Origin of the sequence: Pseudomonas sp. SLBN-26 (assembly GCF_006715895.1) — a bacterium.
Classification (GTDB): Bacteria; Pseudomonadota; Gammaproteobacteria; order Pseudomonadales; family Pseudomonadaceae; genus Metapseudomonas; species Metapseudomonas otitidis.
The window spans coordinates 1,754,490-1,770,847 of the sequence record NZ_VFOB01000001.1; the positions used below are offsets into that span (position 1 = coordinate 1,754,490).

The window sequence follows — 16,358 nt, forward strand, 5'->3', positions numbered from 1 at the left end:
TACGCGCGCCCGGAAATGAAAAAGCCCCGTAGACGTGAATCTACGGGGCTTCTCATATGGAGGCCGAAGTCGGAATCGAACCGGCGTACACGGATTTGCAATCCGCTGCATGACCACTCTGCCATCCGGCCTTAAATGAAGACGCCGCTTTGAGGCGGCGTCTTCATGACAATCTGGAGCGGGAAACGAGACTCGAACTCGCGACCCCGACCTTGGCAAGGTCGTGCTCTACCAACTGAGCTATTCCCGCTTTGTCTTGGTGACGGGCGCCATTCTATAGGATCATTAGCAGCCGTCAACCCCTTGATTCAAAAAAGTTTATTTATCTTTCGGCTCGGTGCTCAGGTGCGGCCAGGCGGCCAACAGGTAATGCAGCATCGACCACAGCGTCAGCGCGGCGGCGATGATCAACAGCAGGAAGCCGAGCACCACCCAGAAGCTCACCACCGGCGGATTGGCCAGCAGGATGACCAGCGCCAGCATCTGCGCCGCCGTCTTCCACTTGCCGAGATTGGAGACTGCGACCTGGGCACGCGCGCCCAGCTCCGCCATCCATTCCCGCAGTGCCGAGACCACGATCTCGCGACCGATAATGATGGCCGCCGGCAAGGTCAGCCACAGCGTATGGTGCTCCTCGACCAGCAGCACCAGCGCCACCGCCACCATCAGCTTGTCCGCCACCGGGTCGAGGAAGGCCCCGAACGGGGTGCTCTGCTCCCAGCGACGCGCCAGGTAGCCATCGAACCAGTCGGTGACCGCCGCGATGGCGAACACCGCGCTTGCGGCCATGTGGCTCCCCGAAAACGGAAGATAGAACAGCAGGATGAAGACGGGGATCAGCAGAACACGCAGAACGGTGAGCAGGTTTGGAATATTCATCGTCACAGCAAGACCGAAAAAGAGGGGGCATTCTACTCGCTGTGCAGGGCCGCATAAATCGACTCGGCGAGCTTTTTGCTGATGCCAGGTGCCTTGGCGATCTCCTCGATACTGGCGCGACTCAATTCCTGCAACCCACCGAAATGCTTGAGCAGCTCGCGCCGACGCTTCGGCCCTACTCCCGCCACCTCTTCCAGGCTGGAGGTCCGACGGGCCTTGCCGCGTCGTGCACGGTGGCCGGTGATGGCAAAGCGGTGTGCCTCGTCGCGAATCTGCTGGATCAGGTGCAGCGCAGGCGCGTCGGCCGGCAGGGTGAACTCGTTCTCCGGGCCATTGAGGTAAAGCGTCTCGAAGCCCGGCTTGCGGGTCACGCCCTTGGCCACGCCGAGCAGGATGAGTTCCGGCACTGCCAGCTCCTGCAGCACCTCCCGCGCCATGGCCAGCTGGCCTTTACCGCCGTCCACCAGCAGCACGTCCGGCAGCTTGCCCTCTCCATCCTTCAACTTGCTGAAGCGTCGGGTCAGCGCCTGGTGCATCGCCGCATAGTCGTCGCCGGCGGTCACGCCCTCGATGTTGTAGCGGCGGTAGTCGGACTTGAGCGCCCCTTCCGGGCCAAACACCACGCAGGACGCCACGGTCGCCTCACCGCTGGAATGGCTGATGTCGTAGCACTCCAGCCGCTGCGGCGGCTCGGCCAGGCCGAGCACCTCGCCGAGCGCTTCGAACTTGTCCGCCATGTGCTGGCGGTTGGCCAAGCGCGCAGCAAGGGCCTGCTCGGCGTTGGTGACCGCCAGTTGCTGCCAGCGAGCGCGGTTGGTCCGCACCCGGTGGCTGATGCTGAGTTCACGCCCACGCGACTCGGCGATGGCTTCGATCAGCGTCGGGAAATCCTCGTGGACGGTATTGACGATCAGCTCCTGCGGCAGATCGCGCTCATGGCTGCCCAGGTAGTACTGCGCAATGAAGGCCACCAGCACGTCGCCCACCTCTTCCTCGATCGCCACCTGGGGGAAGAAGTTCTTGCTGCCCAGCACGCGCCCACCCCGGACGCTGATGAGGTGCACACAGGCGCCGCCCGGGTTGACGATGGCGGCAACCACATCGACGTCGCCAGTGCCCCCCTCGATGCTCTGCTGGTCCTGCACGCGCCGCAGCATCGACACCTGGTCGCGCAACTCGGCAGCCCGCTCGAACTCCAGGTTCATCGCCGCCTGCTCCATGCTGTTGGTCAGCTCGGCTGCCAGGGCATTGCTCCGCCCTTCCAGGAACATCACGGAGTGGCGCACGTCCTCGGCGTACTCGTTCGCCTCCACCAGGCCGACACACGGTCCTTTGCAGCGCTTGATCTGGTATTGCAGGCATGGCCGGGTGCGGTTGCGGAAGTAGCTGTCCTCGCACTGGCGCACGAGAAACGCCTTCTGCAGCAGGTTCAGGCTTTCACGGATGGCCCCCGCACTGGGGTAAGGCCCGAAGTAGCGCCCCTTCTGCTTCTTCGCCCCGCGATGGATGCTCAGCCGCGGGAACTCGCCATCGGAGAGGTGCACATAGGGATAGGACTTATCGTCCCGCAGCAGGATGTTGTAAGGCGGCCGCCATTCCTTGATGAGCGTCTGCTCAAGCAGCAGCGCTTCCGTCTCGTTGGCGGTGATGGTGGTCTCGACCTGCGCGATGCGGGCCACCAGGGCAGCCGTCTTGGGCGCCAGACCGGTCTTGCGGAAGTAGCTGGCGAGGCGCTTCTTGAGGTTCTTGGCCTTGCCGACATAAAGCAGCTTGCCGCCCTCGTCGAACATCCGGTAAACGCCCGGACGCCCACTGCAGGCGGCAAGAAAATCACTTGCATCGAATGTGGGTTGCATCAGCTGACGGCGTCCACCATGCCGTGGCGAACCGCCAGCAGAGCCAGCTCGACATCGCTGGAGATGGAGAGCTTGTCGAAGATCCGGTAGCGGTAGGTGTTCACCGTCTTCGGCGACAGGCACAGCTTGTCGGAAATGGTCTGGACCTTCTGGCAGTTGGCGATCATCAACGCGATCTGGATTTCCCGCTCCGACAACAGGTCGAACGGCGAACCACTCGTCTGCGGCTGGAAGGACTTCAGCGCCAACTGCTGGGCAATCTGCGGGCAGATGTAGCGCTGCCCGGCGAAGACCTGGCGAATCGCCTGGACCATCTCTTCAAGCGCAGCGCCCTTGGTGAGGTAGCCCGCCGCACCGGCCTGCAGCAGCCGGGTCGGAAACGGATCCTCTTCGCACACCGTCACCGCCACCACCTTCAGATCGGGGTAGCTGCGCAGCAGCTTGCGGGTCGCTTCGAGACCGCCGATGCCGGGCATCTTCACATCCATCAGCACCACGTCGGGCTTGAGCTCGCGCGCCTTCTTCAGCGCTTCCTCGCCGCTCTCGGCCTGCCCCACCACCTGCAGCCCATCGATGTCCGAGAGCATGCGGCTGATGCCTGTTCTAACCAGATCGTGGTCATCGACCACCAGTACCCTAATCAAGCGACACCTCGCAGTGCACCGCCCGCCAAACTGGGGAGCGTCACATGGAAAGGCCGATACATTAGCAAGTCGGAGCGCTCAGACCTAGCGCGACCGCCACCGTCAAATCACAAGCGCCAGGAAAACATAAGCAGCAAGGACTGACAATCGAGTCCGCCTATCACCACCGGAGGAGTCCGCCGCAGCGGGCGCCCTCACCAAAGGGAAAATCGCCTCCGGAACTTCAGCGTAGGACGCCCTGACAGGGCGAGTCAGGCGCCTTGACGACCGGCTACGGGCAGACCGGAAACTGCCGAAGCGCCAGGTACAGAAATCGCCTATCGCGATGCCATCGCGCTTTAGGAAATAAAGAGACCGACGCACCCCCCCAAAAATCACGGCCGTCAAAAAGCAGTGCAAATCCATTGGAAGCGCAGCCACAAAAGAGCCAGCGGTGCCCAGCCGGCAAGCGTCAGCGCCGCACGGTACTGGTGGAGCCGCAGCCTGGAGAACGCCACCGAAAAGCCAGGACGCAGTAACTGAAAGGGCTGGAAGCACATCGAGAGCTACGTCATCGACGCCTGAAAAGAAAACCCGCAATGCCCCGATGGGCCCGAGCACTGTCGATTGACACCCTCTTCCCCACGCCCTAACGTTGCCGCGCTGCCCAACCTGGGCAGTCGGGATTGGCGTCCCGAACGAGGACAGGTGCATGAACGTTGTTCAGGCACCTTGCATGGTTGCACCCGCGTTATGGGGCGTGCCGTGCAGGGCATCTTCGGATGCACCGTTCGTTCTCGACGGTTACGCCAACCTGCATGGCCCGCTCCACCCTGATTGGCGTCAGGAGGCGGTCAGTCGACCCATCGAGAACAACCATGACCTCTGCAAACCTCAGTTCGCTCTACAAAAACGATCTCCATCACCTGACCCTCTACGAAGCGGCCTACGTGCGCCAACGCGCGTTGCTCGGCATGCTCGGCTTCCTGTCCAACATTCCCGACCACGGCACGCCATCCCCCGAACTGCTGGGCGGCGCATTCGCCTGCCTGGAGTACCTCGCCGAAGATGCCGCCCGGCTCTACGAGGCCGCTCAGGACGAAGCGAAAAATCACCCGACAGGCTGACCAAGTCAGCCTCATCTGGCACCCGCGCCGACGGCGACCAGCACCGCGACCTGGTGGCCGACGGCGGCGACAACCTCAAAGACCGAAGCACTGCGCCGCCCGCAACGAGTGGAACCGCCTGCATCGCGGCAGCGCCAGCCTCAGCTACAGACTGGCCAAGGACTGGCCAGACCCATCCCAGAACTCACCTACACCCTGCAGGACGTGAAAGACGCGATCGACACCATCGCCTGGCACGGCGGCAACATGCAGCACAGCCTCACCGCCAGTGGCGGCTACATCACTAGCCTGGAGCCGGAGAGCAAACTGCCCCGAAGACCTGGGGGACGCGCTGTACGAGGAAATGCCCGGCGACTACACCGGCGTGATCGCCTACTGCCAGGGCAAGAGACGGGGAAGGAGGAAAGCCTTTCCGCTGACGACCCGAGCAAGCCCAAACGCCTGCGGCATCTATATGCGAGCCAGGCGAATACGGAGCGGGCGATGGATAGAGAATATAGACATATTCACATCAAGAAAGGATGATTAGTCAGTCCATTAAGTGAATAGGACTCAAAATGAATTTAGACAAAGAAATCAATTCCCCCGGACTCTTTTGGACCCCTGGAAACGAAGACGCAAAAATCCCTGGAATACTAAAAATATCGGACGGCGGCGAAATAACAGTAGAAACAACCTCTGACAAGGATATTTCCTCAAGCGACTTGCATGTCGATAGAATCCTTGGCCACATTGAGACACTTGGATACGTAACACTTGACGACTGTTTTTACTGGGTAAAAAACTCAATCTTTGGCCTTAACCAACTATCTACCTCAAAAATAAAAGCAAGCCGCGCGTACATAGGCGCAATCTCGGATGACGACAGCCCTTTACTTTTCACAAAATTCATATTTGACATTGAGCTACTTAATGACTGGCTGAGATTAACAGGCATAAAAGTAGACATAGACTATGCAAGAGGCACCGGCACAGTAACCTACGAACCACAACCCCCTATACATATAGAGCTTGATGAAATAAAAATTTCAATCAAATTCCGCCACAGCATTCCGAGCCCCAATCAGCTAACTGAAGCCAAGATAACTCACAGCGCATATTTTGAAATCTCAACAGCCCACCCAAAAAATATTGACTTCTTCGTATCTCAAGCAAGAAAGACAGCTTCATTTTTCTGCATTGCCACAGACCAAGTTGTGGGAATAAAGAATGTAGAAGCAATTATTCCAGCAACCGAAACAACAAATGGGCGAGACATAAAAGTAGGCGTGTTCTACCGAAGCCTTCCATTCTCAACAACTCGCCCAACCCTGAGATCAAGACATGACTTCCCATTTACCTTTCCACAAATCTCAAGCCATTTTCAAGAAATAATAAAGTGCTGGATGAATAACTTTGACTCACTATACCCTTCCATCAATACATACATATCTACAAAAGATGGCACACACAAATATCTCGAAAACAAATTCCTATCACTAGCGCAAGCTCTAGAGACTTTTAGCAGAAGCACAAATACGGAAACCCAGTTTGAGGAAGAAGAATTTTCCAAATTATGTGAAACCCTTATCAGGGCCTGCCCTGAAGGGCATAAAGAATGGCTAGCAAGGCGCTTAACCCACGCAAATGAACCAAACCTAAGCAAGAGACTAAAAACTCTCTTTCAGCCATTTAATGAACAGATATCCATTGAAACAAGAAAAGTAAAATCCACCATAAGAAAAATCGTTGACTCAAGAAACTATCTGACCCACCTAGACAATGCCTCTAAAGACAAATGCGCCTCCCCTAAAGAAATGGTCGAACTGACCCATATAATGGACGCAGTATTCATCCTGACATTATTAAGACATACAGGAATACACGAGGAAGTAATTGAATACATAATACAGAGCCCAAATATCAAGCGCAGATTCACTCCATTTTATTAGCCATGATCAGTCCTAGTGGATTAACTGCACGGCAATTTGAACCCAGCCTGTCTAATACAGCATCGCTGCCAGCCATCCATTGCCACACTCCGTGCACTTAGCAAGTGCTCAATGCAGGTAGCGTTGCACGAAGCGGCCTCTATAATCGGGCGCCCCTGCGTTCTGGCATCAAGGATGATCGATGGTTGCTTTCTACTGGCTGACTCTGGGCTACGTCGTTGCGCCTGTTTTGCTCGGCCTGCTGTGCCGCTCCCTGGTCAAACACCAACTCGTGCCGGACTTTTTCAACCGTGCCCCTGCTCGCTTCAGGGCGCTGGATCAGAAGGTGCTGCTCGCCGGGGGTATCGTCGTCTTCCTGGGGCTGACAGGCATCGTGGCCGGACACAAGGCACTGGGAGGGGATGCGCCGTTCTGGGTGATGACAATAGCCCCCTTGGCCATGTACATCTGCACGGCCCGCCTGTTCTACCTCCGCTTCAAGCCGCAGATTCTCAAGTTCTCGGCTACACGGTTGGCCAAGTGGCTTTTTGCCCTGCTGGTGTTCATTGCAGTGTGGGTCTCCAACGTCTACACCGACAGCATCTTCCTTCACTACACGCGCATCGCCCCGTCCGATCTGCCTGCAGCGAAGACGGGTGTACTGGCCATCGTGACGGTGTTTGTCTGGGTCACCCTGATCAGCCTTCTGACATTGGTTCCTTACCTTCTGATTGCACTCGCTCTGGGCGCAATGACGCCCAAGAAAGCGGCGGCGGAAGCGGTCATGTGCCTAAGCCCCGCCAGCCGACAGAGTCCGCCCTCTCCGCCGTTTGCCGTCACGCTCATCCTATTCGGCGGCCTGGCCTTCAGCAGCATCACCCCGCTCAACCTGTTGGACTACACAAGCAGAAACCCGGAGCTTGAGCCGTTCGTGCGCAAGCTCATCGTGTTCGCCTCGTTCCACCTGAAAGACAGCCAGTGCACCAACAATCAGCCCGAGGGCAGCCGTTTTGCGCCCCTCGGCTACGAGCGCCTGGCCGTCGCCATTCCGGATGAGGAGAAGGGCTACCTGTTCAAGACCCTCAAGTGCCCGAACGGCGACGCGGCCAAGGCGCCAGAGAAGAAGCCGCAGGTCTCGGTACCCTTGGAGTTCGATCAGCAGGCGCTGTAGGTTCGCTTTTTACACCCGAGGGGACGAAGGAACGCCATGATCCCAACCCATAGCAAGGAGCGGCTGCCGCAGGGGTTTACCTATCCCCTGGGGGCCCAGGTGATAAACGAACTGATCGGCGACGTGCCCCAGTTCGGCAAGATCGAGCTGTGCTTCAACTGGAAGGACGACTTCCGCGCTTCACGCTGGCGCAAGCGCATCCAGGAGCGCGGGTTAGTTCGGCTCGCCGCGATCAACTACCTGTCCATCTGGGACGAATGGCGAATCTACTTCTATTCCGTACCCTCCGACTGCAGCGTGGCGGCCAGAGACTTTCTGCTTGCCGGAGCCCTAGCGCAGGTGGGAGACACCCTGCGTGGCCTGGTCAACTCGCCCCGACACTTTCACCATGATGTAACGTGGCAACTACCCCCTGTCGCCAACAAACAGAGCACCTCATAGCCCTGTCGATCAGTCTCACCCTCGAGTACCACGCGCGTACTCGCAGCAAAGCGGCGACTGTAGCTAAGCCTGAACCCACCCTGGCCGCATGAAGTCCGCCAGCGAAAGCGACGATCCTGGGCGCGCGTCGAAGCTGTTGGGCACACCGACAGCGCATCACGGAGACCGTATATCGCCGCGTCGGCGGGGTCGTCGCCCCTACCCACTGACCTGAAGTTGCGGAAACGGCCTATCAAGCTGCGGAAACGATCGCTGACGACATCCGCTGGAATTGCGACCTGCAAAAACGCCAAAGCCCCGAATATCGGGGCTTTGGCGTCTATGTATATGGCGGAAGCGGTGAGATTCGAACTCATACGCGCGGCGTTAGCATGGCTGTAACCCACATGAATCGGGGCCTCTGGCGCAGAGAGTGCCATCTTTTTGTTCCCAGACTGTTCCCAAGCGCCATCCATGCATCGGGACCGTGAACCGCGTTCCCCATGGATTCGGCTCATTTCGGTTGACCCAACCGAATCGGGTAATAAAGGTTAGCGACACCCCTGAACAATGCTTAAACCCCTCTGGAGCGGGGCTTTCAAGAGTTTGAAGAAAGGTAATTTCTTGGTAATCAATTGGTTAGCTGATTACCCGTACTGGCAGTCAGCTGAAACTTCTTACAAATCCTTTAAAATCAATAGATTAGAGAAAAACAACCTTTCTACTTACTTGTCATTACCCGCTGAGGTTATGCCCGAAACCCAGCAGCCACACCTCTTCCGGGCATGCCAGACGTAGCACCTAACCGAAATTACCCAGTTTTGGCGGCGCCCCTGAAAAAGGTCGCTTGAGAACTAACCCATTAAGTCCGTGGAGCGCAGGGAAATGAAGGGTGATTCTGGCGCTACGACAGGCAAGAAGCGCAGTTACTGGACTGCCTGGCGCCGTATGCAGGGCTGCAGAAAAAGCGACCTATTTAGACCGCAGGCGTGGCGGGGGGACGACTGCGCGCGCCAACTACGCCGCAAGGACTCAGGCGCCTAAATTTTGACGAATTTATGTGAATTCCAGGCGAAAGACGGAAAGCCGTCATCCCGACGAACGGCAATGTCAGCGAAACCACTGAATCTGTAAGGGTTTTCTGCGACAACCGAATGGTTATCCACAGATTGTTCAGTTCTTCTCGCCTTGCAAAGGCAAATCGGAACTATAAGATGGGGTTCGTAGGCCGAAACCACCACTACATGTTGTGTTTTCTAACTACGACTGCGTAGCGGGAAGACTACGAACGGGAGCGCTTCCGTCGACCAAAACCTGGCGACCCCGTCCGTACCACCTGACCCCATACGACAGAAACGACGCTGGCTCAGATAGGGGTGTCAATTAAGCGTGTAGGTGGCGACTCCGTCAATCCACCACTGCCGAACGGCATCTCCTCCGGGCCAGCACCTTCCTCTGCCCACCCGGAGAAATCCAATGGCAAATCGCAAACAAACTTCCGGCGACGTTTCCAAGCTCGCCTCTGAAACTCTCCGCAATCCCAACGCCTCCGCCACTGCTAAGAGCCTGGCGGCTTCTGCCTTGGCGCAAACCTCCACAACCAAGGAGACCGGCAAGGATATGGAAGCCAAAGCCTCCAAGGTTCTGCAATCCGAGAAGTACAGCGATGAGACCAAAACCCTTGCGGCTTCGGTGCTCTCGCAATCGGATAAGAAGCGATGAGTGGTGAAGAAAATGGCTATCTTCTTCATTGAGTACGATCTGCGCAGGAAGCGGGACTACAAAGCCCTTACTGAAGAACTGGCACGATTCGGTGCCATCCGCGTCCTCGAGTCCCTCTGGTGCTTTCAGCGTGTAAACGCGAGTGCTACGGGACTGCGAGACCACTTCAGGAACTTCATGGATGCGGACGACGGCATAATCGTCTCCGAAGTTGGCGAATGGGCAAGCTACAACACCAATGGCAACCCGAACCAACTCAGGTAGCCACTAAGGGCCCCATCGGGGCCCTTAGTCCGTCAAGTCAGCCCGTGACCAGCCTATTGAGAGGCAGCGGCCTCTGCCCTAAACCCTAGTTCCCACTCAAACCTCACCACCTCCTCCCCCGCCCACTCATTAACCTCCTGGAGCCGCGCCTGTAGCGGCTCCAGTTCGTTCTGCACCCATACCTCCGTCGCGTCCTTGATCGAGCCGAAGCCGCCGGCGTTCTGCGGGACGATACCCATCAGCTGTGGAGGGATCCGCAGGCCGGCCAGCATGTCGTCGCGGGTGATGTTCTTTATCGAACCGAACTCATCCTTGGCCGCCACTTCGCTGACGGGGATCAGCTGCAGCCCCTCCTTCTTGCCGTTCGGGGCATAGACGAACAGGTTGCGGAAGTTGCCTGGGCCCTTGGCGTTCTTCAGCGCGTTGCGCAGGGCATCGATGTCCTCCTCCTTCTGCGCCGCATCGGTCATGTAGAGGATGAAGCCCGCGTGCGACCCGTTGTTGTAGTACTTGCGGCGGAACAGCGTGGCCGACTCATTGAGCAGGCCGGACTGGAGGGCCGCCAGCCACTCGGGCATGCCGTACACCTCCTGGTGGATGTCCGCCTCGCGCAGGTGGCAGATGGTCCCCTTCTCGAACTCGTGCTCATCCTTCCAGCCGCGCACCAGGTAGTAGCGGTCGAGATCCTCGCCCCGCCGCATGTACTTAGCCAGGCAGGGCTGCAGGGCCACGGACGTGCCGAGCATGGACCGGCGGCGCTCCAGGTAGGCATTGCCGGACCAGAGCCAGTCCAGGGCGAACTGCTCGAAGGCCGTCCGGGACAGCAGCCGGTGGGGGACGAACGCCCGGGCCAGCATGTTGCGCTTGAAGGTCAGCCCCGACTGCAGGTACACGCTCGCCGAGATCGACCGGGACAGACCGTCCAGCGACAACGGCGGCTCGTACCAGCGCCCGTTGAAGGCGCATTCCAGGTAGTCGAAGATCTCGCGCCCGCTGAGGACCGGCGTCGGGTCGCCAAAGGTGAAGGCCTCGACGCCTGCAGGCGCGGCGGCTGGGGTTTGGGTGGTCATCATTGCAGCTCCATAAAGCCGGTGTTGGATGTCGTCTGCCCTTCGAGTGGCTCGTTCTGCAGGGCATGGAACAGGGCCCAGGCCAGATCGGCATGGCCCGTGGTTTCGGTGCGGCCGGCGGTGTAGGTCATGTGGCGACCGCTGGCGGTCATGGTCTTGCGGATGGCCATCAGCGCCTGGGCGAAGTCGGTCCAGCCGGCGTCGAACTCCAGCCGCCCCTTGTGGATCACGTCGTAGGCCTTCAGCACCAGGCGCGTCTTCACCTCGGGCGAGTAGCTGAAGGTCACCAGGTTGGGGAAGAACTGCTTAACCAGCTGCGCCACGCCCGAGCCCATGCCCGTGGTATCGATGCCGATGTAGGTGACCCAGAAGCGCTCGGTGATTTCCTTGATCACCTTGGCCTGGGCCGCGAAATCCATGCCCCTGAACTGGTGCTTCTCCAGCACCCGGAAGGCCCCGCCCGGCACCTGCGGCGGCGCCACCACCACCAGGCCGGCGGTATCCCCGGTCTCGGCCGGGTCGTAGCCCACCCACACCGGCCAGCTGGCGTAGGGGCGCTTGGCGAAGGGCTTGTACTCCCCTTCCCACTTCACCCAGCTGTCCACCATGCAAGGCTGCAGCATGGCCAGGGGGAAGACCGACGCCCCGTCGTCCACGAACTCGCACATCAGCAGGTTGGCGAAGGCCTCGGGCGAGTACTCGAAGCGCAGCTCATCGATATCGAACAGGTCGCAGCCCCGGTCCGCCGCGTCCAGGATGGTGACGATCTGCCGCCAGATCTTGTCCTCGCACAGGCGTCCCTGCTGCAGCGCGCCGTGGCTCACGTCCACCTTCAGGTGCTGCGCCGCCGGCTTGCCCCGGTTGAACACCTCCCCGGTCCAGAACGTGTACGCCTCGTGGGCCATGCTCGACGGCGTCGAGAAGTACGTCTTGCGCCACCTCTTGTGCATCGCCATGCCGCTGGCGACCTTGTTCAGCTCCTGGAACTTGAAGGTCCAGAAGAACTCGTCGAAATAGAAATTCCCGTGATAGCCCTGGGCCGTGCGCGCGTTGGTACCGAGGAAGTGCAGCTCGGCGCCATTGGGCAGGATGATCGGGTCGCCGGTGAGATCGACGCCCGTCACCTCGCGGGCAAAGGCCTGGATATAGGCCTTGAAGATGTGCGCCTGATTCTTCGAGGCGGACAGGAAGATCTGGTTTCGGCCCGTGCTAAGCGCATCGATCAGCGCCTCCCGGGCGAAGTAGTAGGTCGCGCCGATCTGGCGTGACTTCAGGATCACCCGGGTGCGCTGGTTGCCGGCCCGGTACCAATCCTTCTGGTAGTCGAAGCAGCCATCGAGGAAGGCCTCGACCAGCCGCTCCACCTGGTCCTCGCTGAACTCGTTGCGCCGAGGCTTCGCCTTCGGCCCCGCATTGCGCTTGGCCAGCTCCGGGTTGAGGTCCGTTTCGGTACCGCCGCCCTGGTAACGCTGAATCCTCGCCTGCCGCTCCAGCTGCCGGTGCAGCAGATCGATCTCCTTGAAATCGCCGCCGGTCTTGCCGTCCTTGAGGATCAGCTGCACGAGCCGCGCCTCCAGCGCACCCCCGATGCGCTCGACGTTGCCCGCCCGGTCCCACTCATCCCGGGCCTTCCAGCTGTGCAGGGTCTTTTCCTTCTCGCCCAAGAGATCGGCGATATCGGTGACGCGCCACCCCATCCAGTACAGGTGCTTGGCGTGGCGTCGAGGGTCGGTCGGGAGGCTGGCGATAGCGTTCATGGCGCCGATGCTGCCGCCCGCGCGCGAAGCACACCCGCACCGCCCCTTGTATCCCCTGCCCCTACAAAGCCCGCGCGTTGCCCGCCCAGGGCCGTCTGCCGACCATGCCCCTCAACGCCGACTGCGGCAAAGCAGCTGAAACCGAGGACACCCCATGAAGAAATTCCGCTCGAAGTGGCTCCGCGTTGCCGTGGAAGGCGCCACTACCGACAAGCGCGTGATCAAGCGCAGCTGGCTGGAGCAGGCCGCCAAGAACTTCAGCCAGAACACCTACGGCGCCCGCATCTGGCTGGAGCACTTCCGCAGCCTGCTGCCCGACGGCCCCTTCAAGGCCTACGGCGACGTCGTCGCCCTCAAGACCGAAGAGGTGGAGATCTCCGGCCAGAAGAAGCTCGCCCTCTACGCCCAACTGGAGCCCACCAGCGAACTGCTCGCCCTCAACAAGGCCAAGCAGAAGATCTACACCTCCATCGAGCTCGACGAGAACTTCGCCGACAGCGGCGAGGCCTACATGGTCGGCCTCGCCGTCACCGACTCCCCGGCCAGCCTGGGGACCGACGTCCTCGCCTTCTCCGCGCAGAAGCCCGAAGCAAGCCCCTTCCGCGGCCGCCACTACTCCGAGACCTCCATGTTCTCCGAGGCCATCGAAGCCGATCTCGAATTCGAAGAAGTCACCGACCAGGTGGGGCTGTTCGGCAGCCTCAAGACCGCCATCAGCGACCTCATCAGCAAGGGCAAGGACAGGGAAGGCCGGGACGCCGCCACCTTCAACGAGCTGGGCGAAACCCTCGAAGGCCTCGTCACCTTCGCCACCCAGCAGCAGGCGCACGCAGCCAGGGCCGACACCGCCATCGCCAACCTCACGAAGGCGGTAGAGACCATCACCACCGACTTCGCCGCCCTGAAGGAGCAGCTCGGCAAGACCCAGGACCTCAGCCAGAAGCAACGCCCGCCGGTCACCGGTGACAAGCAGCGCGTCGTAACCGACTGCTGATCCCCACGGACAGCCAGCAGCCAAGGAACAACCGGAGAGCCCCATGCGCAACGAAACCCGCAAAGCCTTCAACGCCTACCTGGACCAGGTGGCCAAACTCAACGGCGTCGACAGCGCCACCACCAAGTTCGCCATCGAGCCCAGCGTCCAGCAGAAGCTGGAGCAGCGCATGCAGGAATCCAGCGAGTTCCTCGGCCAGATCGGCATGATCGGCGTCGACGAACTGATCGGCGAAAAAGTCGGCATCGGCGTCAGCGGCACCATCGCCAGCCGTACCGACACCACCGGCGACGGCGTGCGTACCCCGCGCGAAGTGCAGGCCCTGGACAACCAGAAGTACGAGGCCAAGCAGACGGATTTCGACACCGCCATCCGCTACTCCCTGCTCGACGCCTGGGCCAAATTCCCGGAGTTCCAGGCCCTGCTGCGCGACGCCATCATCAAGCGCCAGGCCCTGGACCGCATCATGATCGGCTTCAACGGAACCAGCGCCGCCGCCACCACCAACCGCAGCACCAACCCCCTCCTGCAGGACGTCAACATCGGCTGGCTGCAGCAGTACCGCAACAACGCCCCGCAGCGCGTCCTCAAGGATGGCAAGGCCGACGGCAAGATCGTCATCGGCAACGGCGCCGCCGCCGACTACAACAACCTCGACGCCCTGGTGTTCGACGCCGTGGCCAACCTGCTGGACCCCTGGCACCGCAAGGACCCCGGCCTGGTGGTGATCCTCGGCAGCAACCTGGTTCACGACAAGTACTTCCCGCTGGTGAACAAGGAGCAGCCCGCGTCCGAGAAGCTCGCCACCGACATGATCCTCTCGCAGAAGCGCATGGGCGGTAAGCAGCCGATCGAGGTCCCCTACGTGCCCGACGGCGCCATGCTCATCACCACCCTGCCCAACCTGGCCATCTACTGGCAGCTCGGCGGCCGGCGCCGCTACATCCAGGAGAACCCGGCCAAGAACCGCATCGACAACTTCGAATCGAGCAACGACGCCTACGTCGTCGAGGACTACGGCCTCGGCTGCCTGGTCGAGAACATCGAGCTGCTGGAGGCCTGACCGCCATGGCCCTGAGCCCCGCCAAACGCCACTTCATCAAGACCTCAGCCGCCATGGCGGCCGAGGCCACCCCCCACGGCGCCACCGTCGAAGGCCTGCAGGCCTACGAACAGCAGCTCGCCCAGCTGCACCAGGACCGCCTGCGCCTCAGCCAGGTCCAGGGCAACGAGCGCAAGGCCGAACTCAAGCGCCAACTGGTCCCCGCCTACGCCCCGTACATCGAAGGCGTGCTGGAGGCAGGGCAAGGCGCCCAGGACGACGTGCTCGGCTACCTCATGGTCTGGCGCATCGACATCGGCGACTACCAGGGCGCCCTCGACATCGCCGAGTACGTCCTGCAGCACGGGCTCGCCCTGCCGGATCGCTTCGAACGCTCCAGCGGCTGCCTGGTCGCCGAAGAGATTGCCGAAGCCGCCCTCAAGGCGCAGAAGACCAAGGACAGCTTCGACCTCGACGTGCTGCACCGCACCCTCGCCCTCACCGACGACCAGGACATGCCCGACGAGGCCCGCGCCAAGCTCTACCTCGCCGCCGGCCGCGCCACCCTCGAAGGGCTCACCCAGGACAACCCAGGCCCGCCCGGCAAGCTCCAGGCCGGCGCCGACCTGCTCAAGCGCGCCATCGAGCTGCACAGCATGTGCGGCGGCAAGCAAGCCTTCGACGCAGCCACCAAGCTGCTCAACAAACTCGCCGCCAAACCAGGCGGCTAACCGAGCGGTCCCCCGCAACCCGGGCGGCTCGGGGCCGATCAGCAGGACCTCCTCCCTTGCTGTGACGCCCCGACCACCGCCCTCCACGCGAGAGCAGCACATGAGCGGTTTCGTCGGCGGCGACACCACCCCCGCGAGCTTCACCCTGGCCAATGACGGCTTCTGGCCGGACATCGACGCCGACCACCTGCGCGAAGCCCAGCGCATCGCCGGCACCATCACCAACGCCCGCCTGGAGCTGGCCACCGTCAACGCCATGCTCAGCGTCAACAGCGACCTGGTCACCCGCCGGGCCGAATGGACTGCCAAGGGCCACGCCACCCTCGCCGACGTCCCCAGCCCGAGGATCAACGGCGTCAGCGCCCTGGTCCACGCCTACCAGCGCGCCGTGTACTGCGCCACCAGCGCCGAGATCGCCGAGCGGTACCGCAGCTACGACGCCACCAACAGCGGCGAACAGAAGGCCGCCGACGAGGTGGACAGCATCGCCGAGTACCGCCGCGACCAGCGCTGGGCCATCCGCGACCTGCTGGGCATCGGCCGCACCACCGTGGAGCTGATCTGATGAACAGCGTCCGCGCGCTCCAGGGCGACACCGTCGACGCCATCTGCTGGCGGGTCTACGGGCGCACCGCCGGCCTCACCGAAGCGGTGCTGGAGGCCAACCCCGGCCTGGCCGACCTCGGCCCGGTCATCCCCCAGGGCCACCGGGTCACCCTCCCCGCCCAGGCACCCCAACCCCAACGGCCAACGGTGAACCTATGGGACTGAAACCCACCCCCACCCCACCCA

Annotated in this window: 16 protein-coding genes and 2 tRNA genes; 11 read left to right on the top strand and 7 right to left on the bottom strand. The window is 61.0% G+C overall.

The genetic code is table 11. The annotated features are described in order from the left end of the window. Positions 1-57: 57 nt before the first annotated feature. From FBY21_RS08045 to uvrY, 5 genes are all read right to left on the bottom strand, one after another. Positions 58-131: transfer RNA gene (locus tag FBY21_RS08045), tRNA-Cys, on the bottom strand. A gap of 43 nt (positions 132-174) precedes the next feature. Beyond that, a tRNA-Gly gene (locus FBY21_RS08050) sits at positions 175-250 on the bottom strand. 68 nt (positions 251-318) lie between these two features. After that, entirely contained in the window at positions 319-879 is a 561-nt protein-coding gene (pgsA, locus tag FBY21_RS08055; protein ID WP_044406387.1) for a CDP-diacylglycerol--glycerol-3-phosphate 3-phosphatidyltransferase, read from the bottom strand. Positions 880-911: 32 nt separating this feature from the next. Continuing rightward, positions 912-2,735 carry an excinuclease ABC subunit UvrC gene (gene uvrC, locus FBY21_RS08060; protein WP_142010131.1) on the bottom strand — a complete coding sequence of 608 codons (1,824 nt, stop codon included), beginning with the start codon at positions 2,733-2,735 and terminating at the stop codon, positions 912-914. Next, on the bottom strand, positions 2,735-3,379 hold the full coding sequence (gene uvrY, locus FBY21_RS08065; protein WP_044406381.1) for a UvrY/SirA/GacA family response regulator transcription factor: 645 nt from the start codon (positions 3,377-3,379) through the stop codon (positions 2,735-2,737). The genes uvrC and uvrY overlap by 1 nt, the downstream gene beginning before the upstream one ends. Before the next feature lie 857 nt (positions 3,380-4,236). Here uvrY and FBY21_RS08070 point away from each other — a divergent pair. The 6 genes from FBY21_RS08070 to FBY21_RS08095 all read left to right on the top strand — a co-directional run bounded on the left by FBY21_RS08070 (position 4,237) and on the right by FBY21_RS08095 (position 9,972). Then, a complete protein-coding gene (locus FBY21_RS08070) occupies positions 4,237-4,485 on the top strand; it encodes a hypothetical protein (protein WP_142010134.1) in 249 nt (82 codons plus the stop codon). A gap of 557 nt (positions 4,486-5,042) precedes the next feature. After that, on the top strand, positions 5,043-6,416 hold the full coding sequence (locus FBY21_RS08075) for a HEPN domain-containing protein (RefSeq protein WP_142010137.1): 1,374 nt from the start codon (positions 5,043-5,045) through the stop codon (positions 6,414-6,416). Positions 6,417-6,597: 181 nt separating this feature from the next. After that, positions 6,598-7,566, top strand: coding sequence for a hypothetical protein (locus FBY21_RS08080; RefSeq protein WP_142010140.1), 969 nt, complete (start codon positions 6,598-6,600; stop codon positions 7,564-7,566). A 36-nt stretch (positions 7,567-7,602) separates the two neighbouring features. Continuing rightward, positions 7,603-8,007 (top strand): hypothetical protein, encoded by a 405-nt coding sequence (locus FBY21_RS08085; protein WP_142010142.1) that lies wholly within the window; start codon positions 7,603-7,605, stop codon positions 8,005-8,007. 1,455 nt (positions 8,008-9,462) lie between these two features. After that, a complete protein-coding gene (locus tag FBY21_RS08090; protein ID WP_142010144.1) occupies positions 9,463-9,708 on the top strand; it encodes a hypothetical protein in 246 nt (81 codons plus the stop codon). Between the two features lie 12 nt (positions 9,709-9,720). After that, positions 9,721-9,972, top strand: coding sequence for a hypothetical protein (locus tag FBY21_RS08095; protein ID WP_142010146.1), 252 nt, complete (start codon positions 9,721-9,723; stop codon positions 9,970-9,972). 53 nt (positions 9,973-10,025) lie between these two features. Here the strand turns inward: FBY21_RS08095 and FBY21_RS08100 are convergent, their stop codons facing one another. Both FBY21_RS08100 and FBY21_RS08105 read right to left on the bottom strand, forming a co-directional pair. Further along, the gene (locus FBY21_RS08100; RefSeq protein ID WP_253543681.1) at positions 10,026-11,042 is read right to left on the bottom strand and encodes a phage portal protein; all 1,017 of its coding nucleotides are present in this window, start codon (positions 11,040-11,042) and stop codon (positions 10,026-10,028) included. Then, on the bottom strand, positions 11,042-12,799 hold the full coding sequence (locus tag FBY21_RS08105; RefSeq protein ID WP_142010151.1) for a terminase ATPase subunit family protein: 1,758 nt from the start codon (positions 12,797-12,799) through the stop codon (positions 11,042-11,044). Before FBY21_RS08105 ends, FBY21_RS08100 begins: the two co-directional genes overlap by 1 nt. A gap of 154 nt (positions 12,800-12,953) precedes the next feature. Here FBY21_RS08105 and FBY21_RS08110 point away from each other — a divergent pair, with 154 nt between their 5' ends. The 5 genes from FBY21_RS08110 (at position 12,954) to FBY21_RS08130 (ending at position 16,337) form a co-directional block, all read left to right on the top strand. Continuing rightward, the gene (locus FBY21_RS08110) at positions 12,954-13,793 is read left to right on the top strand and encodes a GPO family capsid scaffolding protein (RefSeq protein ID WP_142010154.1); all 840 of its coding nucleotides are present in this window, start codon (positions 12,954-12,956) and stop codon (positions 13,791-13,793) included. Between the two features lie 43 nt (positions 13,794-13,836). Next, a complete protein-coding gene (locus FBY21_RS08115) occupies positions 13,837-14,856 on the top strand; it encodes a phage major capsid protein, P2 family (protein WP_142010156.1) in 1,020 nt (339 codons plus the stop codon). Between the two features lie 5 nt (positions 14,857-14,861). Next, complete coding sequence (locus FBY21_RS08120; protein WP_142010159.1) at positions 14,862-15,566, top strand: terminase endonuclease subunit; 705 nt, start codon at positions 14,862-14,864, stop codon at positions 15,564-15,566. Positions 15,567-15,666: 100 nt separating this feature from the next. Next, positions 15,667-16,131 carry a head completion/stabilization protein gene (locus FBY21_RS08125; RefSeq protein WP_142010162.1) on the top strand — a complete coding sequence of 155 codons (465 nt, stop codon included), beginning with the start codon at positions 15,667-15,669 and terminating at the stop codon, positions 16,129-16,131. After that, positions 16,131-16,337, top strand: a complete 207-nt coding sequence (locus FBY21_RS08130; RefSeq protein WP_142010165.1) for a tail protein X — start codon at positions 16,131-16,133, stop codon at positions 16,335-16,337. Before FBY21_RS08125 ends, FBY21_RS08130 begins: the two co-directional genes overlap by 1 nt. Positions 16,338-16,358: the final 21 nt, after the last annotated feature.